This is a genomic window from Ostreiculturibacter nitratireducens, assembly GCF_032670585.1.
Lineage (GTDB): Bacteria > Pseudomonadota > Alphaproteobacteria > Rhodobacterales > Rhodobacteraceae > Ostreiculturibacter > Ostreiculturibacter nitratireducens.
In genome coordinates this window covers 468,922-490,449 of the sequence record NZ_JAVQHL010000002.1, presented here as the reverse complement: position 1 = coordinate 490,449, position 21,528 = coordinate 468,922, and the positions used below count along the sequence as shown (strand labels likewise).

The window sequence follows — 21,528 nt, the reverse complement described above, 5'->3', positions numbered from 1 at the left end:
AAATGGTTCGCAACAAGGGGTTGATGATCCGAACGCCCTCGGGCAAGTATCTCGCATGAACAAGACGCAGCAACGCACCGACCGGTTGACGCAGGCGCTCCGCGATGCGGGCGTCCGCATCACGCGCCAGCGTGCCGCGCTTCTGGGCGTGCTGGCCGAGGCCGACGACCATCCGGATGCCGTGGAACTGCATCGCCGGGTGGAGGCGGTTGTGCCCGGCATCTCGATTTCCACCGTCTACCGCACCCTGACCGCACTGGAAGGCCAAGGCGTCATCCTCCGCCACCAGTTCGAGGGCGCGCCCGCGCGGTTCGAACACGCGGAGGCGGCGCACCACGACCACATGATCGACGTGGACACCGGCGAGGTGGTCGAGTTCTGCTCCGACCGGATCGAGAAGCTGCAAGCCGAACTGGCCGCGGAACTCGGCTACGAGATCGTGCGCCACCGGATGGAGCTCTACGTCCGCAAGAAGCCGTGTGAGAACGGAACCGCCTGAGCGCGCTCCGGTGCGCGGCACCATGACGGGCTCCGCATCCACAATTGCCGTCAACGTTGCGTCCGCGCCATTCGTCGCTTTCAATGACTTTCCCCATATTCATTTCGACATTGGAGGCATGACACATGCTGCGCACATTGCGTTTGCTTGGTGTTCTGGCGGCGACGCCGGCGTTCGCCCAGGACGGCCCGTCCTTCGACTGCAGCAAGGCCGACAGTTCCGCCGAGGACCTGATCTGCGAGGATGCGGACCTCGCCCGCCTCGACAGGCGATTGGCCGAACGCTACGCGGCGGCGCTCGAGGCGGTCCGTGGGCTCGATGTGGCCGCAACCGAGGCCGAGACCGAACTTCGTGCCGGTCAGCGGGGATGGATCAAGGGTAGGAACGACTGCTGGAAGGCAGATGACCTTCGAGGCTGCGTCGAGCGGTCGTACCTTCGCCGCGAGGGAGAACTGGTCGCCCGATGGATCCTTGAGGAACCCACGGGGATCGCGTTCTGGGCCTGTGGCGGAAACCCGGCCAACGAGGTCGTAACCTTCTTCTTCGACACCGAACTGCCGAGCGTCCGGTTCGAGCGTGGAGACCAGATCGATACAGGATCTCTAGTGCCGGCCGCATCGGGGTCGAGCTACGAGGGCAACTTCGGCCGGTCCATCTGGATCAAGGGCGACGAGGCGACCTACCGCGAGCCTGATCCGGACGGCACCTCATATGCCTGCGTCCTCGCGCAGCAGCGATGAGGGCGCGGCGGAGATATCCGGCCAATGAAAAAACGCCCCGCGCGGTGACACGGGACGGTTCTCCGTTTTTTCACTGCCAAGCGGAAGGATCAGCCCTTCTTCAGGCAGCGGTTCCCAAGGACCTCGGCGATCTGCACGGCGTTGAGCGCCGCCCCCTTGCGGAGGTTGTCGGAAACGCACCACAGGCTCAGGCCGTTCTCGACGGTCGAGTCCTGGCGGATCCGGCTGATGAAGGTCGCGTAGTCGCCGACGCATTCGACAGGCGTGATGTAGCCGCCCGGCTCGCGCTTGTCGACGACCATGATGCCGGGTGCCTCGCGCAGGATGTCGCGGGCCTCGTCCTCGTCGAGGAAGTCCTCGAACTCGATGTTGATCGACTCGGAGTGGCCGACGAAGACCGGCACCCGCACGCAGGTCGCCGTGAGCTTGATCGACGGGTCGAGGATCTTCTTCGTCTCGGCGACCATCTTCCATTCTTCCTTGGTCGAGCCGTCTTCCATGAAGACGTCGATATGCGGAATCACGTTGAAGGCGATCTGCTTGGTGAATTTCTTGGGCTCGACTTCCTGGCCCGGAACGTAGACGCCCTTGGTCTGGTCCCAGAGCTCGTCGATGCCTTCCTTGCCCGCGCCGGAAACCGACTGGTAGGTCGACACGACGACGCGCTTGATCCGCGCGCGGTCGTGCAGAGGCTTCAGCGCGACGACCATCTGCGCGGTGGAGCAGTTGGGGTTGGCGATGATGTTCTTGTTCTTGTAGCCCTCGATCGCGTCCGCGTTCACTTCCGGAACGATCAGCGGGATCTGCGGGTCGTAGCGGTAGAGCGACGAGTTGTCGATCACGACGCAACCGGCGGCGGCGGCCTTCGGCGCGTAGGTCTTCGTGGCTTCCGAACCGACAGCGAAGAGTGCGATATCCCAGCCGGTGAAGTCGAAAGTGTCCAGGTCCTTGGTCTTGACGGTCTTGTCGCCGAACGAAACCTCGGTGCCGAGCGACCTGCGCGAGGCAAGCGCGGCGATCTCGTCGACGGGGAACTCCCGCTCGGCGAGGATGTTCAGCATTTCGCGGCCCACATTCCCCGTGGCGCCGGCGACAACGACCTTGTAGCCCATCTGGGGGTCTCCTCAAGTTAAGGACGAGGCCCCTTAGCCGATCGCGTCTCTCAGTTAAAGGCCCCGCCGCGCCGCAGCGTGGAAAAAAGGGCCGCGGGATCACAGCACCCGGGCGAGATCGGCGATCAGGTCCTCGGTATCCTCGAGCCCGACCGAAAGCCGGAACACCCCGTCGCCGGCGAAGGCGCGATAGCTCTCCCGCGCGGCGCCATCGAGCCGGAAGGAGCTTTCCATCAGGCTGTCGGTTTCCATCCAGAAGATGAGGCTGCGGTGATGGCCGAGCGAAACCGCGTAATGGATGATCTCCAGCCGGTCGATGAAGTCCTGCGCCAGCGCCCGGCCCCGTGCCGCATCGCCGACCTGGAACGAGATCATGCCCGACGTGTTGGTCATCTGCCGCCGCGCGAGCTCGGCCTGCGGATGCGAGTCGAGGCCGGGATGGATCACCCGCGTCACCGAGGGCCGGGTTTCGAGCCATTCCGCGATCCGGCGCGCGTTCCGCTCATGCGCCTGCATCCGCAAGGGCAGCGTCGCCATGCCCCGCGCGATCAGCCAGGCGTTGAAGGGCGAGAGGATCCCGCCATGATGGATCGCCGCCTCGGTCCTGAGCTTCGCGATGAGTTCGGCACTGCCCGCCACCGCGCCGCCGACCGCGTCGCCATGACCGCCGATATACTTCGTCACCGAATGCATGATCAGGTCGACGCCGAGCCCCCGGCAGTCCTGCCCGAGCGGCGAGGCGAAGGTCGCGTCGCAGGAGAGCAGCGCCCCCACCGCGTGGGCGAGCCGAGCCACCGCCGCGAGGTCTGTGAGCCGCCCGATCGGGTTCACCGGCGTTTCGGTGTGGACGAGCTTCGTCTCCGGCCGGATTGCCGCCGCCACGGCGGCGAGGTCCGACATGTCGACCAGCGTCACCGCGATCCCGAGCCGGGGCAGCGTGTCACGCACAAGCTCCGCGACGCCGGCATAGGAGACGTCCGAGACCACCGCGTGATCGCCAGCCGAAAGGAACGTCAGGAAGGTCGCCGTCGCCGCAGCCATGCCCGAGGCGAGGCAGAGGCAGTCCTCGGTGCCTTCGAGTGCCGCGATCTTGCGCTCCAGCATCGCGACGGTGGGATTGCCCCAGCGGGCATAGAGAAACCCGGCATTGTCGCGGAGGTCATGGGCAGAGAAGCCGGCCGCCTGGTCGGTGACGAAGGTCGAGGACATGTGCAGGGGCGGCGCCGAGGCGCCAGTCGCGGGGTCCGGCGCCTCGCCGGCATGGATGGCGGTGGTGTTCGGGCCGAGCGGCGTGTTGCGATTTTTCATGGCGATCCTCTCCGGTTTCCCCGAAGCCTCGCGGCGAATGCCGGCCCGCGCATCCCCGAATGCGACATGGTCGCGGCGCTTCCCGGTTCCGGGCGCTCACGCCCCGGCCTGAGTGACGCGGGAATCCTCGCTCATGAGCCGCTCGACGAACGCCTTCTCGGCGGCGAAATCATGCGGCACCTGATCGGCGCGGCGTGATCCGGTGAGCGAGAGCGAGGCAAAGAAGTCGAAGCCGTGCAGGCGCAACGCCGCGAGGTCGCTTCGCGCCAAAAGGTCGATCATCATCGCCCCCGTGGTCGGCGGCGCACCCATCCGGTCGCGCAATGCGGCAAACTCGGACAAGGGATGCAGGTAGAAACCGGGCGAGGTCGCCACGGACCAGCTCAGCCTCTTTCGCTTGTGCGACATCCAGAGAATGCGCGCAGGGTCGATGCGGCCAAGGTCGTCCTCCCCGATCGACGTCGCGAGCGCCAGCCAGTCTGTCCGCGTTCCATGCGAGGCGGCGCTTGGCATCGGCGCGCGGTTGATGCGGATCACGAGGTCGGCCGCGTCGATCTCCGCGCCCTCGGCGCGCTCGGCCAGCGACCGCGCATTGCCCACTAGAGCCACGCGCTTGCCGGAAAGCTCCGCCATCAGGTCGGCGGCGGGCACGGACAGTGTTTCAAGCGGCGCCTCCCGCCGGAGCGTCCGCGCCACGAGGAATCCGAGCCGGTTCAACTGCCGCCCCTCACCGGACGCCGCTTCGGGTCGAGCGCGCTCATGCAGAGATCGGGTGCCATGCTGTCTCCTTCGGCCCGATGGTTAGCCCAAGGGGCGGGACAAGGCTAGTGCGGCGCGTCCCGGCTGAAGAGGTAGAGCGCGAGCCCGAGGATCAGCGGCACGAGGAAGAAGAGGAACAGGAGCGCGAAGGGCGCCTCCGGCGTGGCCGCGCCGACAGCCGCCGCGTTGTAGACCCTGCCCGAGGCGAATTGCATGATCCCCGCCCCGCCGATCCCGAACATGTTCAGGAAGGTCACGCCGCGCCCGACCAGTTGCGCCGGGAAGAAACCGCGGGCATGCGCCATTATCATCGGGAAGGAAGACCCGAAGATCGCAACCCCTGCAAGCAGCGCCGTGGCCGTCCCGAGGCCGGAGGCGGGGAACAGCCAGAGGCCGGCCAGGCATGTCGCGGCGAGGGTGTTGCCCCAGAAGACGACCCACTTCCGCGTGCCGAAGACCCGGTCGAGGGGGCCGTAGGCGAAGTTCCCCGCGACCATGGCGAGGCCCATCGCCAGCGTCACCGTGCCGATGACCGTCACGTCCGCGCCGAAGACCCGCTCGGCATAGGGGCCGGACCAGAGGCCGCGAAGGGCGGCGGCAGGCGCGTAGCTGACGGCCATGAGCGGCAGGATCGCCCAGAGCCCCGGAACTTTCAGGAGGTCGAGAAGCGTGGCCTTGGTTTCCTCCCCGGTCAGGACGACGGGCGGCGGGTCCTGGACGAAGCGGTAAAGCGCGAGCGCGACGACGAGCGTCACGCCCGCCAAGCCGAACAGCGTCTCCCTCCAGCCCACGGCCTCGACCGTCCATGCCAGGGGTGCCGCGCCGAGGATGTTGCCGAGCGAGCCGGCCCCGATCATCGCTCCGGCGAGCGTGCCGAAGACCGCCGGGCGGAACATGCGCGCGAAGATGACGTAGGAGGCCATGAGGACCGGCGAACAGCCGATCCCGATCAGCACCATCGCCGCCTGCACGGCGAGCGGGCCCTCGGCCAGCGCGAAGATCGTGGCGCCGCCCGCGCCGCCGATCGCCAGCAGGACCGAAGCCGTCCGCCGCGGGCCGATGCGGTCGAGCGCGGCGCCGACCGGAATCTGCATCAGCGCGAAGGCGAGGAACCAGAGGCCCGAGGCACGGGCCAGGGCTTCGGGTCCGGCGCCTATCTCGGCGCCGAGAACGGGAGTCAGAACTGCGAGGAACGCCCGGTAGAACTGGCTGAGCACGTAGCCCGCCACGAGAAACGCTATCCCTGTCTTCATGTCCTGCCCTCTGCCCCGCGCAGCAAGGTGCACGGGTTGCGCGGGAGGCGCAAGCGGGGCTTCGAATGTTCCGTGGGGGGGAATTGGTCGGAGCGAGAGGATTCGAACCTCCGACCCCCTGCTCCCGAAGCAGGTGCGCTACCAGGCTGCGCTACGCTCCGACCGTGGGCCGGGGGTTACAGATTCGCGGGGGGATTGGCAAGAGGGACTTGCGCGGTCCGTCATCAACGTCCGGCGCCCGTTGCCTGGAACCGCAACCTTTCGAGAATCGAGGACCTTGGGGCGGTCCCCACCTCGCCGCGCCCCCTGGTTCTGAGCACGGGCCGGTATTCGGAAACCTTCACTCGGCCCTCGCGGACCACGATGTAGATGCCCGAGGCGATGATGACCGCCGCGCCGATGGCCGTGGCGCCATCGGGCTTCTCGTCGAAGAGGAAGTAGCCGTAGGCCGAGGCCCAGAGGATCTGGGAATACTGCATCGGGGCGACCACCACCGCCTCGCCCGTGCGGTAGGCGGCGATGATGAGCATCGATCCGATGAAGCCCAGCGCCGCGATCAGGGCGAAGCCCCCCAGGTGCAGGCCCGGCATCGGTTCGTAGTAGAATGGCAGCGCGGCTCCCATGACCACGAAGTTCGCCACCATCGGGTAGAGAAGGAGGACGGCGGAACGCTCGTTCTGGCCGATCTTGCGCACGATGACGGACGCCGTCGCGCCGCAGATGGCGGCGGCCACCGCCGCCAGATGGCCAAGCGAAAGCTCCGCCTGGCCGGGCCTGAGCACGATCAGGACCCCGATCAACCCGACGATCACCGCCGCCCAGCGCCGGAACCGCACCGTCTCTCCCAGGATCGGAATCGCGAGGATCGTGATGAGAAGGGGCGAGGCGAAGAGGATCGCGTAGGTCTGCGTCAGGGGCAGAACGGAAAAGGCGTAGAAGGCCGAAACGCCCGTCAGGGTAGTGCAGAGCGTGCGCAGCGCCGTCCACCAGGGGTGCCTCGGACGGAGGTTGTCCATCTCCCGGTCGGTCATGAGCATGACGGTGACGATCGGGAACCCCAGCGTGACGCTGAAAAACAGGACCTGGACCGGGGAATATGTCGCGCCCAGCCATTTCACGACGACGTCATGGGTCGCGTAGATGCCGAAGCAGACCAGCGCCAGCAGCGCGCCCTTGACGTTGGATCTGACGATTTCGGCCATGCCAGGAGCAACCCATGTGTCTGATGAGCGGGCCTTTCAGGCTCCCCCACCTATGCCTTTTTCGGCCCGCAAATGAAAGGCCGAAGCGGGCCGGCCGGGCCCCGTCTCCGACCTTCGCAGGTTTCGCGACCGGGGGCGCGCCCCGGTCGAAGTGTCAGAGACTCGCGTCCAGCGCCTTGACGATGAAGTCGCCCATCTCGCTGGTCGACACGGGCTTGCCGCCTTCGGGGCCCATGAGGTCGGCGGTGCGGACGCCATCGGCGAGCACCTTCTCGACCGCCTGCTCAAGCCGCGTGGCCTCGTCGCCCTGATCGAAGGAATAGCGCAGCGCCATCGCGAACGACAGGATGCAGGCGATCGGGTTTGCCTTGCCCTGCCCCGCGATGTCGGGGGCCGAACCGTGCACGGGCTCGTAGAGAGCCTTCGGCCGGCCATTCTCCATCGGCGCGCCGAGCGATGCCGAGGGCAGCATCCCGAGCGAGCCCGTCAGCATCGCCGCGAGGTCGGACAGGAGGTCGCCGAAGAGGTTGTCGGTGACGATCACGTCGAACTGCTTGGGCCAGCGCGTCAGCTGCATCGCGCCCGCGTCGGCATACATGTGCGACAGCTCGACATCCGGATACTCGTTGTCGTGCACCCACTGCACTTCCTCGCGCCAGAGGATGCCCGATTCCATCACGTTGGCCTTCTCCATCGAGCAGACCTTGTTGTTCCGGCGGCGGGCGAGCTCGAAGGCCGACCGCGCGACGCGGCGGATCTCTTCAGTCGTGTAGCGTTGGGTGTTGATGCCGATGCGGCCGCCCTCGTTGTCGGGGAAGATGCCGCGCGGTTCGCCGAAATAGACGCCCGAGGTCAGTTCGCGGACGATCATGATGTCGAGGCCCGCAACGACCTCCTTCTTCAGCGAGGAGAAGTCCGCGAGCGCGTCGAAGCACTGCGCCGGGCGGAGGTTCGCGTAGAGGTCCATCTCCTTGCGGAGCCGCAGGAGGCCGCGTTCCGGCTTCACCGAGAAGTCGAGGTTGTCGTATTTCGGGCCGCCCACGGCGCCGAGCAGCACGGCGTCGACCGACTGGGCCTTCGCCATCGTCTCGTCGGTCAGCGGCGTGCCGTGCGCGTCATAGGCCGCGCCGCCCACGAGGTCCTCGGAGACGTTGAACCTCAGCCCGCGCTTCGCGCCGAACCAGTCGATGACCTTGCGCACCTCGGCCATGACTTCGGGGCCGATGCCGTCGCCGGGAAGGATGAGAAGAGAGGGGATAGCCAAGGGAAATCTCCTTCGGAATGGGTTCCAGCCCGCCTAGCCGAGGCCCCGCGCGGGGTCAAGGCGCGGGCAGGGATTTGAAGGCCTGGGACAGGAAATCGAAGACCCGGCGGATTCGCGGCGTCCGCCTGAGTGCCTCCGGGGCCGTAAGCCAGACCGGCAGCGGCGGAAGGTCGATCAGCGGCAGACGCTCAAGCTTGGGGTCCGGGTCCGCGATCAGGCGCTGCATTCCCCCGACCCCGCACCCCGCGCGCACGAGGTTCCAGTAGACGATCTGGTCGTCGCAACGGACGCCGAAGTCCTCGCGCCGCCGCTCGACCCCGAGGCTCCGCATCGTGCGCAGGATCAGGTCCGAGGTCAGGAAGCCCACGAAATCGAGCGCGAGGAGGTCTTCGACCGTCGCGGGCCTGCCCTTCCGGTCGAGGTAACGCTTCGCGGCGTAGAGGCCCACCGGAAGGTCCGCCACGTGGGCGGCGATCAGATCCTCCTGCGTCGGCCGGTACATGCGCAGCGCGATGTCCGCTTCCCGGAAAAGGAGGTTCTCGGTGGCGTCGGAAGGAACCAGTTCGATTTCGATCTCGGGCTCCTCGGCACGCAATGCCGCGATCATGTCGGGGAGGACGTAGTGCGCGACTATGCGGCTCGCGGTGATACGGACGGTGCCTGACAGCGTTTCCGATCGTCCGGCGGCGGCGAGCGCGGCGCGCGCCGCCGCCTCGCGCATCTCTCGCGCGGCGGGAAGAAGCTCGGCCCCCGCCTCCGTCAGCTCGACGCCCCTGGCCGCACGGGTAACGAGCGGCACGCCAAACTGCGCCTCAAGCTCGCGGATATGGCGGCCGAGGCTTGGCTGGCTGATGCCGGTGGCGCGCGCGGCGGCGGAAAGCGACCCGGCCTCGGCCACGGCAAGGAAGGAACGGAGAAGGGACCAGTCGGGATCTGCGCTCATTCATTTTTGAATACCATATCGTTGGATTTTCGCAATTCTCCAGTCACCTGCGAATGGATATCTTTCTCGCACAGACCTTGATGGAGGCATGAATGACGGGAACGGTTCTGGTCCTGGGCGCCTCGGGACATTTCGGAAGCAATGCGGCGCAGGAATTCGCGACGGCTGGCTGGCAGGTTCGGCGCTGGCGGCGCGGAACCGACATGGCGGCTGCGGCGAAGGGAGCGGATCTGATCGTGAACGCGCTCAATCCGCCGAACTACCACGACTGGGCGCGGCTGATCCCCGCCATCACTGCCGATGTGATCGCTGCGGCCAAAGCCTCCGGCGCCACGGTCCTGGTTCCCGGCAACGTCTATGTATACGGTCGGGAACCCGGCCCCTGGGGGCCCGAGACGCCGCAGCGCCCCGTGGCGCGGAAGGGCAGGATCCGGTCGGAGATGGAAGCGGCCTATCGCGCGGCGACCGGGGAAGGTGTGCGGGTGATCCTTCTGCGCGGCGGCGATTTCATTGACCCGGCCTCGGAGAAGTCCTTCCTCAACATGCTCGTCCTGAAGGGCGTTCCGAAAGGCAAGATCACCGCCTTCGGGCCGCCCGACGTGGGTCGTGCCTACGCCTATCTCCCGGACATGACGCGGGCGGCGGTCGCACTTGCGGAGAGGAGGGCGGACCTGCCCGCTTTCGCCGACATCCCCTTTCCCGGCTTCGCCTTCAGCACGCTCGACCTGAAACGGCTGGTGGAGGCCGAGACAGGGCGGTCGATGCGCCTGTCGCGGTTTCCGTGGTGGCTCATGCGGCTCGCATCGCCATTCTGGGAACTGGCGCGGGAACTGATGGAAATGCGCTACCTCTACGAGACGCCCCACGAGCTTTCGGGAGAAACGTTCGCACGGCTGCTGCCGGACTTCCGGCACACCCCGCTTGAAGAGGTTATCGCCGCGCATCCGCCTGTTCAGGCGGCCAAGCGCGGCTAGGGAAGCTCCACGTCTACCCAGACAAGGCGGTGGCGCGAGGCCGCTTCGGCGGCCTCGGCGCCGTCCTCGCCCGGAGCTGGCCACCAGACGCCGGAACCCGTTATGTCGAGGTCAGCCGACGGGAGAACGTAGTCCACACGCATGTTGCCGATGCCACGCGTCTCGTCCCAGTCCGCGGTGTCGAGGGCGGGATCCCCCTTCTGTCGGGCATTCGGGCCGCCCTGAAGCGCCGCCGCCGCCCCGCCCCGGCTGAGGGGCGCAGGGTGCCGGAGGCGGGGGTCCGAAAGAAGCGCCGCGATTGCCTCTGGCCTCCCCTCGCCATCCATTGGGTCCAGATTCGCGTCTCCGAGGATGACGAAGACCCCCGAAGTTGGCGCGAATGGCAGATCGCCATCGAGGAAACGCGACCAGAAGGCCGTTTCATCGTGGTTCCGCCGGCCGTTCCGGTCTTCCGGTCCGTCGAAGACCGGGGGCGTGGCGTAATAGGCAAGAAGCGACAGCCGATCGCCCGTGGGCAGGATCACGGGGATATCCCAATGGCCGGTGGTGGACAGGCGCTGGATCGCCTCGGCCTCGGGCGAAAGCCCTGCGCCGTCGATGAGCGCCCCCGGAAGATCGCGCCAGAGAAAGTCCGAAAAGTCCCGTGCCGCTGCCGCGTCGATGGGCAGGCGGGATAGAACGGCCATGCCGCCCTCGCCCGCGAACGCGCCGAAACCCTGCGAGTCGCCCGGGCCTCGCAGACGCCCGTCCCCGTCAAGATCAAGGTCGGTCGTCATCCCGGTGTTCGGGCGGAACGCGAAACGATGTGGGTAGTCGCCCCCGTTCGCGGCGACGCGGTCAGCAAGCGCGGAAAGCGCCGCTAGGCCGAGATCGTAGTCGATGCCGGTAAGCAGGAGGACGTCCGGGTGCGCGGCGGCGATGACCTCGGCAACGGCCTCGGCCTGGGCGTCGCGCCCTTCAAGGATGTCGCGCAGAAGCAGGCCGGGGCCGCGGCGGGACAGGCCAGTGTTGTATGTGGCGATTCGCAGCGTCTCGGCGGCGGCCGGCGCGGCGAGTATGACGGCCAGGCTCAGGCCGGCTGCAAACCGGCCTCGTCGCGGGCGTTGCTCATCCGGCGGCGCGCCGCGATCATGCCGGCGACCCGGCCCATCGCGATGCCGCGCATGAAAAGGCTGGCCGGAAGGAATGCCCATGCCGTCATTGTCCAGATCAGGGTCTGGTCATCCTCCAGCGTCACCGGCGAAAGCGACAGCGACGCGGTCATCACGACCAGCGGAATGAGGAAGGGCAGCAGGAAGCCCATCACGATGTTGAAGACCGCGTCGCGGTTCAGCCGGCGCACGACGTCGCCGCCCGTGGTCGGGTCAAAGGTCGGGAGGTTCACCCAGACGTTGAACATGCCTTCGCGCGAGGGCCAGCCAAGCGTCCGCATCAGGATCACGAAGATCGCGAGCGTCAGGAGCGAAACGAGGTAGGCCACGCCGCCGGCCATCTGGACGAACGCAAGACGCGCCGGGTCGACACCTTCGGGCAGCATCTTCGTCATTATCTGGACGGGGCTGAACGGGAAGTCGAAGGCAGCGCCCACCTTCTGCCCGAGGATCTCGACGAAATAGGTGAGCGTCGTAGGCTCGGTCCGGCCCTTGCAGACCAGGGACAGCAGAACGACCGTCAGGAAAAGCGACATGAAGCGCACCCGGTTGAAGGGCGGCGCATCGCGGAATTCCACGAGACAGGGATAGGGTGAAGCGTATTCGAAGTAGGTGAGCGCCGCGGCGAAAAGCGCGACCAGGGCGACGACCTGCGTCGTGTCCGACGGAACCCCCGGAACGATCAACGAGGGCGTCGCAATCAGAACTAGGACCAGAACGGCACGACCCAGCGCGCCACTTATCCGGGCAAACACATCCCCATCCCTTCAAACTGGCCGGAGCCGGTCATCGCCGGGCACTTCTTCCAGCTCGTTTCCCCGCCCTTCGAGACGGGCTGCCTCATACCGCGCAATCCTTACGTGCATTCAGAGGCGGTTCAATCGGCCCTAGGAGAAAAGCAAGGATTTCCGGCATTTTGACGGCAGAACTGGTGCATCCGGGCCTCAGTTTGCGGCAAAAAAAAGGCCGCCCCGAAAGGCGGCCCAATATCTTGTAGCGCAAGCGTTCTCAGGCCCAAGGGCGCTCCTGCTGCGCCTTCGATTCGAAAGCGTCGATAGCTGCGGATTTCTCCATCGTGAGACCGATATCGTCGAGTCCGTTCAGCAGGCAGTGCTTCTTGAACGGGTCGACGTCGAAGGAGAAGCTCTGGCCGTCGGACGATGTGACGGTCTGCGCCTCGAGGTCGACGGTCATCCGGGCATTCGAGCCCTTCCGCGCATCCTCCATCAGGACCGCCACGGCCTCCTCGGGCAGGACGATCGGCAGGATGCCGTTCTTGAAGCAGTTGTTGAAGAAGATGTCGGCGAAGCTCGTGGAGATCACGCAGCGGATGCCGAAGTCGAGAAGCGCCCAGGGAGCGTGCTCGCGCGACGAACCGCAGCCGAAGTTGTCGCCGGCGACGAGGATCTCGGCGTCGCGGTAGGCGGGCTGGTTCAGCACGAAATCGGGGAGTTCGTTGCCGTCCCGGTCATAGCGCATCTCGTCGAACAGGTTCTTGCCCAGCCCCGAACGCTTGATCGTCTTAAGGAACTGTTTCGGGATGATCATGTCCGTGTCGATGTTGACGAGCGGCATGGGCGCGGCGATGCCGGTGAGCTTGGTGAACTTTTCCATCGTTCTTGTCCTTTATCTGGTCGCCGTCACATCATCTCGCGCACGTCGGTCAGGTGGCCCGCCACCCCCGCCGCCGCGGCCATCGCCGGGCTCATCAGATGCGTGCGGCCCTTGAAGCCCTGCCGCCCCTCGAAGTTCCGGTTCGAGGTCGAGGCACAGCGCTCGCCCGGGGCGAGCTGGTCGGGGTTCATCGCCAGGCACATCGAGCAGCCGGCGAGCCGCCATTCGAAACCCGCCGCCTTGAAGATGTCGGCGAGACCCTCTTCCTCGGCCTGGAGCCGCACGAGACCCGAACCGGGCACCACCATGCCGCGCACGCCCGGCGCGAGGTGCTTGCCCTTCAGGATCTCGGCCGCGGCGCGCAGGTCCTCGATCCGGCCGTTGGTGCAGGAGCCGATGAAGACCGCGTCGATCTTGACCTCGTTGAGCGGCGTGCCGGGCTTCAGGCCCATGTAGTCGAGCGACCGCTTCGCGGCGTCGACCTTGCCGCCGGCGAAGTCCTCGGGCGCGGGCACGGCGCCGGTGATCGGCAGAACGTCCTCGGGCGAGGTGCCCCAGGTGACGACCGGGGCGATGTCCTCGCCGCGGATGGTCACGATCTTGTCCCAGTGCGCGCCATCGTCCGAGTAGAGCGTCTTCCACCAGTTGAGCGCGGCTTCCCACTGCGCGCCCTTCGGCGCGTGGGCGCGGCCCTTGACGTATTCGAAGGTCTTTTCGTCCGGCGCGATCAGGCCCGCGCGCGCGCCGCCCTCGATCGCCATGTTGCAGACCGTCATGCGGCCTTCCATCGACAGGTCGCGGATTGCCTCGCCGCAGTATTCGATGACGTAGCCGGTGCCGCCCGCGGTGCCGGTGGCGCCGATGACCGACAGCGTGATGTCCTTGGCCGTGACGCCGGGGCGGAGCTTGCCGGTGATCTCGACCTTCATGTTCTTCGACTTCTTCTGGATCAGCGTCTGGGTGGCGAGCACATGCTCGACCTCGGACGTCCCGATCCCGTGCGCAAGCGCGCCGAAGGCGCCGTGCGTCGCGGTGTGGCTGTCACCGCAGACGATCGTCATGCCCGGCAGCGTCCAGCCCTGCTCGGGGCCGATGATGTGCACGATGCCCTGGCGGATGTCGGAGACGGGGTAGTAGTTGATACCGAAGTCCTTGGCGTTATTGTCGAGCGCCTCGACCTGGATGCGGCTCTCCTCGTTCTCGATGCCCTTCTCGCGGTCCCAGGTGGTGGGAACGTTGTGGTCGGGCACGGCGATGGTCTTTTCCGGGCAGCGCACCTTGCGGCCCGCCATGCGCAGGCCCTCAAAGGCCTGGGGCGAGGTCACCTCGTGGACGAGGTGGCGGTCGATGTAGAGCAGGCAGGTGCCGTCTTCGGCCTCGTGGGCGACGTGGGCATCCCAGATCTTGTCATAGAGTGTCTTGCCAGCCATGGCTTTGATCTTTCGAATAGCGATAGGATAGGGGTGACAGGCGGCCGCGCGCGTGCGACGGCTGCGTCAAAGTCGCGCGAGAACGGAGCGGCTTTCGCCGTGAAAGCGCCACGGAAGGCGGGCGCGGTCTCCGATGTCGAAAAAGCGTGTCATGGCGCGCTATCTAAGCGCTTTCGCGCCTCTAGGCAATGGCTCGCATCCGGCCAGAGCGGGCTTGCGCCGCGTGGCCAAGCTGCCAAAGTGGCACCAGAGGAAAGGGAGGGCATGCGCAGTCGATGGATCCGACACTGGTCGATTCCGCACAGGGCATCTGGGGGCAGATCGAGAGCTTCCTCAAATCTCTCGTCCTGCCGCCCAGACGGGAGCAGATCGCGATCATCGTCGCCATCGCCATCGTCGCGCACGGCGTGCGATTCCTTTTCGCCCAAAGGATCTACGACTGGCTGAAGGCGCGTGAAGGCTGGGCCAAATGGCGCCTTCGACTGACCCTCACGTTCCAGCAGCGGACGAGAGGCATCGTGTTCGTCACCCTGGCGTGGGTCGCGGTCGGCGTACTCCGGCAGATGTCGCCCTTTCCCTCGCGCTGGCTCCTGGTGGAGGGCGTGGCGACGCTTGCGACCGCCTGGCTCGTCGTCAGCCTGGCCGCACGGATTGTCCGCAACACGACGCTCAGGCGAATCGTGCGCTGGGGCGCCCTGACCTACGTGACGCTCCACTTCCTCGGTCTCGCCGATGACATCGCCGTGTTCCTCGAAAACCTCGCCATCGAGTTCGGGGACTTCCGGCTTTCGGTGCTGGCGATCCTGAAGGCGCTCGTCGTCACCGCCCTCCTGTTCATGGCCGCGCGGTTCCTGTCCCAAAACGCCGCACGGAGGATTCGCGAAAACGAGGACATGTCGCCCTCGATGCGGGTCCTCACGGTCAAGTTCCTGCAGATCCTGCTCTATGGTTCGGCCTTCTTCATCGGCCTGAAGGCGGTGGGCTTCGATCTCACCGGCCTTGCGGTCCTGTCGGGCGCGATCGGCGTCGGCCTCGGCTTCGGCCTGCAGAAGGTCGTGTCGAACCTCGTTTCGGGCATGATCATCCTTCTCGACAAGTCGGTGAAGCCCGGGGACGTGATCTCGCTCGGCGACACCTTCGGCTGGATCAACTCGCTCGGCGCGCGCTACGTCTCGGTCGTCACGCGGGACGGCAAGGAATACCTGATCCCGAACGAGGACCTGATCACCGGGCAGGTGGTGAACTGGTCCCATTCCAACGACTTCGTCCGTCTCGACCTGTTCTTCGGCACGTCCTACGACAATGACCCCCACAAGGTCCGCAAGATCGCCGTCGAAGCCGCGATGTCGGTGCCTCGGGTCCTCGGCAACAAGCCCGCGGTCTGCCATGTCGTCGGCTTCGGCGACAGTTCGGTGGACTACATCCTGCGCTTCTGGATCCGCGATCCCGTGGAGGGTCTGACGAACATCCGCGGCAACGTCTACCTGGCGCTCTGGGATGCGTTCAAGGAACACGACATCTCTATCCCCTTCCCTCAGCGCGAGATTCGTGTTCTCGAGGGCAGCCGGATCGAGACAAGATCCGCCGAATAAGCCCTCCATCCATTGAGATTTCACTATCGCGATGCTATTTTTTGACTGTGCCTCGCGCCGGGGCAGTTACGGCGCGCAACCAAGGAGGACAATGTCCTGTCTATCAACGCAACGGCGGTTGGCGTTCAGACCGCATCGGCGGCGCCCATGACGGCGGCGCTGAAGGAAGTTTCCAGTGACGAGCTCCTGGAACGCATCCTTTCCTCACTCGATGACGACAAGGCGGAAGAGGTGGTGACGATCGACCTGCGCGGCCGGTCCGCCATGGCCGATCACATGGTGATCTGCTCCGGCCGCTCGTCGCGCCAGGTCGCGGCCATCGCGGAAAAGCTGATGGAGCGGCTCAAGCACGAGTATGGCATCATCTGCAAGACCGAGGGCAAGGACGCGGGCGACTGGGTGCTGATCGACGCGGGCGATGTCATCGTCCACGTGTTCCGCCCGGAAGTGCGCGAGTTCTACCAGCTCGAGAAGATGTGGCACCCGTCGGGCTCCGCGGCGGGCACGGGGGCGCAGCCGGTCAAGGCCTGATGCGCCTGCATATCTGCGCCGTGGGCCGCCTGAGGGCGGGGCCGGAACGTGCGCTGGTCGACGACTACCTGACACGGTTTGACCGAACCGGGCGGGCCTTGGGGCTCGGCCCGGCGGTCGTGCATGAGGTCGAGGACAAGAAGGGCGGTGGCATGGCTGCCGAGGCCGAGCTTCTGTCCCGCGCGGTGCCGGACGGCGCGGTTCTCGCCGTTCTCGACGAACGGGGAAAGACGCTGTCCTCGCCGGATTTCGCCGCGGAACTCGCGCGCTGGCGGGACGCCGGGCGCGGCGACGCGGCCTTTGTCATCGGCGGCGCCGACGGGATCCATCCCTCGCTGCGCGACCGCGCGGATTTCTCGCTCTCCTTCGGCAAGATGGTCTGGCCGCACATGCTTGTGCGGGTGATGCTGGCCGAACAACTCTACCGCGCCGCCTCGATCCTCGCCGGCACGCCGTATCACCGGGTCTGACGGCCCGGGCAGGCGGTTGCTACCCGTCACGGGCAGGCGTAGAAGAGGCGCGCATTCGTGAAGGGATCCCGCCATGGCCGTGCCGAAACCCGTCATTCTCTGCATCCTGGACGGCTGGGGGCTCCGCGAGGAGCGTAAAGCCAACGCCGTGGCGCTTTCCAAGACACCGAACTACGACCGGGTCATGGCGACGTGCCCGCATTCGCGGCTGATCACGCATGGCCATGACGTGGGGCTGCCGGCGGGCCAGATGGGCAACTCCGAAGTCGGCCACACGAATATCGGCGCCGGGCGGGTCGTGGCGATGGACCTCGGCCAGATCGACCTCGCGATCGAGGACGGGTCCTTCTTCCGGAACAAGGCCCTTCTCGCCTTCATCGACAAGCTGAAAGCCTCGGGCGGGACGGCGCACCTGATGGGGGTCGTGTCCGACGGAGGCGTCCACGGGCATATCCTGCACATCCTCGCCGCAGCGAAAGCGATCGCCGGCGCGGGCGTCCCGGTCGTGATCCACGCGATCACCGACGGGCGCGACGTGCCGCCGAAGTCGGCCGACGCCTTCGTGCCGCAGCTGGCCGCGGGGCTGCCCGAGGGCGCGAAGATCGGGACCGTCATCGGCCGCTACTGGGCGATGGACCGCGACAACCGCTGGGAGCGCGTCGAGCGCGCCTTCCGCGCGATGGTGTCGGGCGAGGGCGAGACCGCCGCCGACGGCGCGACGGCCGTGGCCGCAGCCTACGGGCGCGGCGAGACGGACGAGTTCATCGCCCCGACCGTGATCGCGGGCTATGAAGGCGCGAAGGACGGCGACGGGTTCTTCTGCCTCAACTTCCGCGCCGACCGCGCGCGGGAAATCCTCGCGGCCCTCGGCGCAGCGGGCTTCGACGGCTTCGACGCCTCGGCCCGGCCGGAATGGGCGGCGCTTCTCGGGATGGTCGAGTATTCGGACGCCCACAACGCCTACATGACCACGGTCTTCCCGAAGCGCGAGATCAGGAACACGCTCGGCGAATGGGTGGCGAAGCACGGATTGCGGCAGTTCCGCCTGGCCGAGACAGAGAAATACCCACACGTCACCTTCTTCCTGAACGGCGGCAAGGAAGACCCCGAGAAGGGCGAGGACCGCTACATGCCGAAGTCCCCGAAGGTCGCCACATACGACCTTCAGCCCGAGATGTCGGCGCCGGAGGTGACGGACAAGCTCGTCGAGGCGATCGGCAGTGGATATGACCTGATCGTGGTGAACTACGCCAACCCCGACATGGTTGGACACACGGGCATCCTTTCCGCGGCGATCGCGGCCTGCGAGGCGGTGGACCGGGGGCTCGGCCGCGTGCTCGAGGCGCTCGAAAAGGCCGGGGGCGCGATGATCCTGACGGCCGACCATGGCAACTGCGAGACGATGGTGGACCCTGTCACGGGCGGGCCGCATACCGCGCACACGACGAACCCGGTGCCGGTCGCGCTGATCGGAGGCCCGAAGGGTGTCAGCCTGCGCGAGGGGCGGCTTTCCGACCTCGCGCCGACGGTCCTCGACCTCATGGGGCTCGAGGTGCCGCCGGAGATGACCGGAAAAACGCTGATCGTGCGGTGACGAGGCTGTGAGGCAGGCGCGCGCGATACTGCTCGCCCTGGCGCTCTTCGCGCCGGGCGCAAGGGCCGAAGAGGGGCTCGCAGCCTCTGCCATGGCCGCTTCCGAAAGCTTGCGCGCCGCGACGGACCGGCTCGACGCAGCCCAGGGCGCATCGGACCGCGTGGCCGCGCTGACGGCAACGATCCGCGCCTACGAAGACGGCCTGGCCGCGCTGCGCGGCGCGCTCCGCCGAACGGCCCTGCGGGAGGAAGAGATCCGCGCCGAGTTCGAAGCCGAGCGGGTCAGGCTTGGCCGGCTTCTGGGCGCGATGACCGCGATCGCGAACGAGGCGCCGGGGCCGCTGCTGACGTTGCATCCGGAGGGCCCCGAAGGAACGGTGCGCGCCGGGATGATCCTGTCCGACGTGACGCCCGCGCTGCAGGCCGAAGCAGAGGCGCTTCGTGCCGATCTCGAGGAGATCGCCATGTTGCGCGATCTTCAGGAGAATGCCGCCGCCACGGTTTTGGCCGGCCTCGCGAGCGCGCAGGCTGCGCGCACCGCGCTGAGCCAGGCGATGCAGGACCGCACCGACCTGCCCCGCCGCTACCTCGAGGACCCCGAAGAGATTCGGAAACTCGTCGAAAGCGCGGACACGCTGGAAGGCTTCGCCGTCGGGCTCGCCACGATGGAAACCGACATCGGCGCGCCGATGGACGATTTCGAAGGCGCCAGGGGCAGCCTCCCGATGCCGGTGCACGGCACGATCCTGCGCCGAGCGGGCGAAGCGGATGCCGCGGGCATCACCCGGCCCGGAATCGTGATCACCACGCTGCCGCAGGCGCTCGTCACTGCGCCCTGGCCCGCGACGATCCGTTACCGGGGCCCGCTCCTCGACTACGAAAACGTGATGATCGTTGAGCCCGCGGAAGGTTATCTCCTGGTGCTCGCCGGTCTCGGAACCGTTTATGGTGAAACCGGAGACGTGGTGGCTGCGGGAACGCCTCTCGGCCTCATGGGCGGGGCGGACGCCGCGGCCGCGGAATTCGCGGCGGAGTTTCTTGCCGGCACGAAAGAAGGCGGTGGTAACGCGGGGGCGGAAACGCTCTATATAGAGTTGAGAGAGGGCAAGGAGCCTGTGGACCCCCTGGAATGGTTCGCGCCTCCGGGCTCCGAATAGGGAAAAGCTGACGATGCGGAAATACATGATGGCCCTCCTGGGCGGCACCCTGGCCGGGACGTTGGTGACGACCCAGTTCGCCGGGCCACTGATCGCGCAGGAGGCTGCGAAGACCACTTCGGTCTACGAACAGCTCGACCTCTTCGGTGACATCTTCGAGCGCATCCGCGCGCAATATGTCGAGGAGGTGGACGAGAAGGCGCTGATCGAGGCGGCGATCAACGGAATGCTGACCTCGCTCGACCCGCATTCGAGCTACCTGCCGCCCGACGCCTTCGACGACATGCGCGTTCAGACGCGCGGCGAATTCGGCGGTCTCGGGATCGAGGTCACGCAGGAAGAGGGCTTCGTGAAGGTCGTCTCTCCGATCGACGGCACGCCCGCGGCCGAGGCCGGGATGCAGGCGGGCGACTTCATCACCCACGTGGATGGCGAAAGCGTCCTTGGCCTGACGCTCGACCAGGCGGTCGAGATGATGCGCGGGCCGGTGGGCTCGGAGATCATCATCACCGTGGTCCGCGAGGGCATCGATGAACCATTCGACGTCTCGATCATCCGCGACACGATCAAGCTGACCGCCGTGCGCACGCGTCTGGAGGGCAACACGGTCGTCCTGCGTGTGACTACCTTCAACGACCAGACCTACCCGAACCTCGTGGAAGGGCTGAAGAAGGTGGTCGAGGAAGCCGGCGGCATGGACAAGGTCAATGGCTTCGTCCTCGACCTTCGCAACAACCCGGGCGGCCTCCTGACCCAGGCCATCGCGGTGTCGGACGCCTTCCTCGACAAGGGCGAGATCGTCTCCACCCGCGGCCGCAACCCGGGCGACAGCGAACGCTTCAACGCCGAACCGGGCGACCTCGCCGAGGGCAAGCCGATCGTCGTGCTGATCAACGGCGGCTCTGCCTCGGCTTCGGAAATCGTCACCGGCGCGCTGCAAGACCACCGTCGCGCGATCGTCGTGGGCACGAAGAGCTTTGGCAAGGGCTCGGTCCAGACCGTGATGCCGCTGAAGGGCGAAGGCGCCATGCGCCTGACCACGGCGCGCTACTACACGCCGTCCGGCCGCTCGATCCAGGCGCTCGGCATCGCGCCCGACATCGTCGTGCAGCAACCCACGGTGCGCCCGGCGGACGAGACCGACGAGTCCGAGGAAAGCGCCGCGACGCGGTCGCGGTCGGAAGCCGACCTGCGTGGCTCGCTGACGAACGACTCCATGACCGAGGACGAGAAGCGTCAGGCCGAAGAGGAACAGGCCCGCGCCGAGGAAGCCGCGAAGCTGCGCGAGGAGGATTACCAGCTCGCCTACGCGATCGACATCCTGAAGGGCCTGTCGGCGATCCAGCCGGCCGAGTGACCCCGCGAGGGAGCCGGTCCGCCGGCTCCCGTTCACCCCGCCGCGAGACCGTCCATGACCCCGGAAGAGATTTCCCGCCTTCCCTATCGCCCCTGCGTCGGCGTCGTTCTGATGAACGGCGAGGGCCGGATCTTCGCCGGCCAGCGCAAGGACACCGAGCAGCCCGCATGGCAGATGCCGCAGGGCGGGATCGACAAGGACGAAAAGCCCCGCGCCGCGGCGCTCCGCGAGCTTTGGGAAGAGACCGGCGTGACGTCCGACCTCGTCGAATTCGTCGCGAAGTCGCCGGACTGGGTCACCTACGACCTGCCAGACGATCTCGTCGGCAAGGTCTGGGGCGGCAGGTTCCGCGGTCAGAAGCAGCGCTGGTTCCTGTTCCGCTTCAAGGGCACCGACGACCAGATCGACATCGAGACTGAACACCCCGAGTTCTCGACCTGGCGCTGGGTCACGGCCGACGAGATGCTCGCCGCCATCGTCCCCTTCAAGCGCAAGGTCTATGGCGAGGTGGTCGACGCCTTCCGCGACCACCTGGCCTGAGCCGCCCCGGCCCCGTGCGCGCAGCCAGAAAAGCGTCAC

General features: G+C 66.9%; 21 protein-coding genes and 1 tRNA gene. 10 read left to right on the top strand and 12 right to left on the bottom strand.

Annotated features, from left to right (window positions below; all coding sequences use genetic code 11):
• The first annotated feature begins 55 nt into the window (after window positions 1–55).
• Together ABCN56_RS09640 and ABCN56_RS09635 are read left to right on the top strand one after the other, a co-directional pair.
• Entirely contained in the window at window positions 56–499 is a 444-nt protein-coding gene (locus tag ABCN56_RS09640; RefSeq protein WP_343080591.1) for a Fur family transcriptional regulator, read from the top strand.
• Window positions 500–624: 125 nt separating this feature from the next.
• Window positions 625–1,239, top strand: coding sequence for an MliC family protein (locus ABCN56_RS09635; RefSeq protein WP_343080590.1), 615 nt, complete (start codon window positions 625–627; stop codon window positions 1,237–1,239).
• 89 nt (window positions 1,240–1,328) lie between these two features.
• On the opposite strand, the gene ABCN56_RS09630 is transcribed toward ABCN56_RS09635, so the two are convergent.
• From ABCN56_RS09630 to ABCN56_RS09595, 8 genes are all read right to left on the bottom strand, one after another.
• The gene (locus ABCN56_RS09630) at window positions 1,329–2,351 is read right to left on the bottom strand and encodes an aspartate-semialdehyde dehydrogenase (RefSeq protein WP_343080589.1); all 1,023 of its coding nucleotides are present in this window, start codon (window positions 2,349–2,351) and stop codon (window positions 1,329–1,331) included.
• Window positions 2,352–2,450: 99 nt separating this feature from the next.
• Entirely contained in the window at window positions 2,451–3,659 is a 1,209-nt protein-coding gene (locus ABCN56_RS09625; protein ID WP_343080588.1) for a trans-sulfuration enzyme family protein, read from the bottom strand.
• A gap of 96 nt (window positions 3,660–3,755) precedes the next feature.
• Window positions 3,756–4,376, bottom strand: coding sequence for a glycosyltransferase family 29 protein (locus ABCN56_RS09620; RefSeq protein ID WP_343080587.1), 621 nt, complete (start codon window positions 4,374–4,376; stop codon window positions 3,756–3,758).
• A 107-nt stretch (window positions 4,377–4,483) separates the two neighbouring features.
• Window positions 4,484–5,671 (bottom strand): MFS transporter, encoded by a 1,188-nt coding sequence (locus ABCN56_RS09615; RefSeq protein ID WP_343080586.1) that lies wholly within the window; start codon window positions 5,669–5,671, stop codon window positions 4,484–4,486.
• Window positions 5,672–5,755: 84 nt separating this feature from the next.
• Window positions 5,756–5,832 (bottom strand) — tRNA-Pro (locus tag ABCN56_RS09610).
• A gap of 63 nt (window positions 5,833–5,895) precedes the next feature.
• Window positions 5,896–6,873: a DMT family transporter gene (locus ABCN56_RS09605; protein ID WP_343080585.1), complete on the bottom strand. Its 978-nt coding sequence runs from the start codon at window positions 6,871–6,873 to the stop codon at window positions 5,896–5,898.
• 154 nt (window positions 6,874–7,027) lie between these two features.
• Entirely contained in the window at window positions 7,028–8,137 is a 1,110-nt protein-coding gene (leuB, locus tag ABCN56_RS09600) for a 3-isopropylmalate dehydrogenase (RefSeq protein WP_343080584.1), read from the bottom strand.
• A 55-nt stretch (window positions 8,138–8,192) separates the two neighbouring features.
• The gene (locus ABCN56_RS09595) at window positions 8,193–9,080 is read right to left on the bottom strand and encodes a LysR family transcriptional regulator (RefSeq protein ID WP_343080583.1); all 888 of its coding nucleotides are present in this window, start codon (window positions 9,078–9,080) and stop codon (window positions 8,193–8,195) included.
• A gap of 92 nt (window positions 9,081–9,172) precedes the next feature.
• On the opposite strand from ABCN56_RS09595, the gene ABCN56_RS09590 reads away from it, so the two are divergent.
• Window positions 9,173–10,054: a Rossmann-fold NAD(P)-binding domain-containing protein gene (locus ABCN56_RS09590; RefSeq protein WP_343080582.1), complete on the top strand. Its 882-nt coding sequence runs from the start codon at window positions 9,173–9,175 to the stop codon at window positions 10,052–10,054.
• Here the strand turns inward: ABCN56_RS09590 and ABCN56_RS09585 are convergent.
• The 4 genes from ABCN56_RS09585 to leuC form a co-directional block, all read right to left on the bottom strand.
• The gene (locus ABCN56_RS09585) at window positions 10,051–11,241 is read right to left on the bottom strand and encodes an endonuclease/exonuclease/phosphatase family protein (RefSeq protein ID WP_343081467.1); all 1,191 of its coding nucleotides are present in this window, start codon (window positions 11,239–11,241) and stop codon (window positions 10,051–10,053) included. The two genes, ABCN56_RS09590 and ABCN56_RS09585, sit on opposite strands and share 4 nt — an antisense overlap.
• The gene (locus ABCN56_RS09580) at window positions 11,124–11,891 is read right to left on the bottom strand and encodes a hypothetical protein (protein WP_343080581.1); all 768 of its coding nucleotides are present in this window, start codon (window positions 11,889–11,891) and stop codon (window positions 11,124–11,126) included. Before ABCN56_RS09580 ends, ABCN56_RS09585 begins: the two co-directional genes overlap by 118 nt.
• A 322-nt stretch (window positions 11,892–12,213) precedes the next feature.
• Window positions 12,214–12,819, bottom strand: coding sequence for a 3-isopropylmalate dehydratase small subunit (gene leuD, locus ABCN56_RS09575; protein ID WP_343080580.1), 606 nt, complete (start codon window positions 12,817–12,819; stop codon window positions 12,214–12,216).
• Window positions 12,820–12,845: 26 nt separating this feature from the next.
• A complete protein-coding gene (gene leuC, locus ABCN56_RS09570) occupies window positions 12,846–14,249 on the bottom strand; it encodes a 3-isopropylmalate dehydratase large subunit (RefSeq protein WP_343080579.1) in 1,404 nt (467 codons plus the stop codon).
• 275 nt (window positions 14,250–14,524) lie between these two features.
• On the opposite strand from leuC, the gene ABCN56_RS09565 reads away from it, so the two are divergent.
• From ABCN56_RS09565 to ABCN56_RS09535, 7 genes are all read left to right on the top strand, one after another.
• A complete protein-coding gene (locus ABCN56_RS09565) occupies window positions 14,525–15,841 on the top strand; it encodes a mechanosensitive ion channel family protein (RefSeq protein WP_343080578.1) in 1,317 nt (438 codons plus the stop codon).
• Window positions 15,842–15,988: 147 nt separating this feature from the next.
• On the top strand, window positions 15,989–16,372 hold the full coding sequence (rsfS, locus tag ABCN56_RS09560) for a ribosome silencing factor (RefSeq protein ID WP_343080577.1): 384 nt from the start codon (window positions 15,989–15,991) through the stop codon (window positions 16,370–16,372).
• A complete protein-coding gene (rlmH, locus tag ABCN56_RS09555) occupies window positions 16,372–16,842 on the top strand; it encodes a 23S rRNA (pseudouridine(1915)-N(3))-methyltransferase RlmH (RefSeq protein ID WP_343080576.1) in 471 nt (156 codons plus the stop codon). Before rsfS ends, rlmH begins: the two co-directional genes overlap by 1 nt.
• Window positions 16,843–16,915: 73 nt before the next feature.
• Entirely contained in the window at window positions 16,916–18,436 is a 1,521-nt protein-coding gene (gene gpmI / locus ABCN56_RS09550) for a 2,3-bisphosphoglycerate-independent phosphoglycerate mutase (RefSeq protein ID WP_343080575.1), read from the top strand.
• A 7-nt stretch (window positions 18,437–18,443) separates the two neighbouring features.
• Window positions 18,444–19,592 carry a murein hydrolase activator EnvC family protein gene (locus ABCN56_RS09545; RefSeq protein ID WP_343080574.1) on the top strand — a complete coding sequence of 383 codons (1,149 nt, stop codon included), beginning with the start codon at window positions 18,444–18,446 and terminating at the stop codon, window positions 19,590–19,592.
• A gap of 13 nt (window positions 19,593–19,605) precedes the next feature.
• A complete protein-coding gene (locus ABCN56_RS09540; RefSeq protein WP_343080573.1) occupies window positions 19,606–20,949 on the top strand; it encodes a S41 family peptidase in 1,344 nt (447 codons plus the stop codon).
• A gap of 54 nt (window positions 20,950–21,003) precedes the next feature.
• Window positions 21,004–21,489, top strand: a complete 486-nt coding sequence (locus ABCN56_RS09535) for an RNA pyrophosphohydrolase (protein ID WP_343080572.1) — start codon at window positions 21,004–21,006, stop codon at window positions 21,487–21,489.
• Window positions 21,490–21,528 lie beyond the last annotated feature (39 nt).

What these genes read in the sequence shown, in the direction of transcription:
- ABCN56_RS09565 (WP_343080578.1), top strand. Translation starts at nt 14,525, where the DNA reads ATGGATCCGACACTGGTCGATTCCGCACAGGGCATCTGGGGGCAGATC.
- rlmH (WP_343080576.1), top strand. Translation starts at nt 16,372, where the DNA reads ATGCGCCTGCATATCTGCGCCGTGGGCCGCCTGAGGGCGGGGCCGGAA.
- ABCN56_RS09625 (WP_343080588.1), bottom strand. Translation starts at nt 3,659, where the DNA reads ATGAAAAATCGCAACACGCCGCTCGGCCCGAACACCACCGCCATCCAT.
- ABCN56_RS09540 (WP_343080573.1), top strand. Translation starts at nt 19,606, where the DNA reads ATGCGGAAATACATGATGGCCCTCCTGGGCGGCACCCTGGCCGGGACG.
- ABCN56_RS09605 (WP_343080585.1), bottom strand. Translation starts at nt 6,873, where the DNA reads ATGGCCGAAATCGTCAGATCCAACGTCAAGGGCGCGCTGCTGGCGCTG.
- ABCN56_RS09590 (WP_343080582.1), top strand. Translation starts at nt 9,173, where the DNA reads ATGACGGGAACGGTTCTGGTCCTGGGCGCCTCGGGACATTTCGGAAGC.
- ABCN56_RS09615 (WP_343080586.1), bottom strand. Translation starts at nt 5,671, where the DNA reads ATGAAGACAGGGATAGCGTTTCTCGTGGCGGGCTACGTGCTCAGCCAG.
- ABCN56_RS09630 (WP_343080589.1), bottom strand. Translation starts at nt 2,351, where the DNA reads ATGGGCTACAAGGTCGTTGTCGCCGGCGCCACGGGGAATGTGGGCCGC.
- rsfS (WP_343080577.1), top strand. Translation starts at nt 15,989, where the DNA reads ATGACGGCGGCGCTGAAGGAAGTTTCCAGTGACGAGCTCCTGGAACGC.
- ABCN56_RS09640 (WP_343080591.1), top strand. Translation starts at nt 56, where the DNA reads ATGAACAAGACGCAGCAACGCACCGACCGGTTGACGCAGGCGCTCCGC.
- ABCN56_RS09635 (WP_343080590.1), top strand. Translation starts at nt 625, where the DNA reads ATGCTGCGCACATTGCGTTTGCTTGGTGTTCTGGCGGCGACGCCGGCG.
- leuC (WP_343080579.1), bottom strand. Translation starts at nt 14,249, where the DNA reads ATGGCTGGCAAGACACTCTATGACAAGATCTGGGATGCCCACGTCGCC.
- ABCN56_RS09595 (WP_343080583.1), bottom strand. Translation starts at nt 9,080, where the DNA reads ATGAGCGCAGATCCCGACTGGTCCCTTCTCCGTTCCTTCCTTGCCGTG.
- gpmI (WP_343080575.1), top strand. Translation starts at nt 16,916, where the DNA reads ATGGCCGTGCCGAAACCCGTCATTCTCTGCATCCTGGACGGCTGGGGG.
- ABCN56_RS09535 (WP_343080572.1), top strand. Translation starts at nt 21,004, where the DNA reads ATGACCCCGGAAGAGATTTCCCGCCTTCCCTATCGCCCCTGCGTCGGC.
- leuD (WP_343080580.1), bottom strand. Translation starts at nt 12,819, where the DNA reads ATGGAAAAGTTCACCAAGCTCACCGGCATCGCCGCGCCCATGCCGCTC.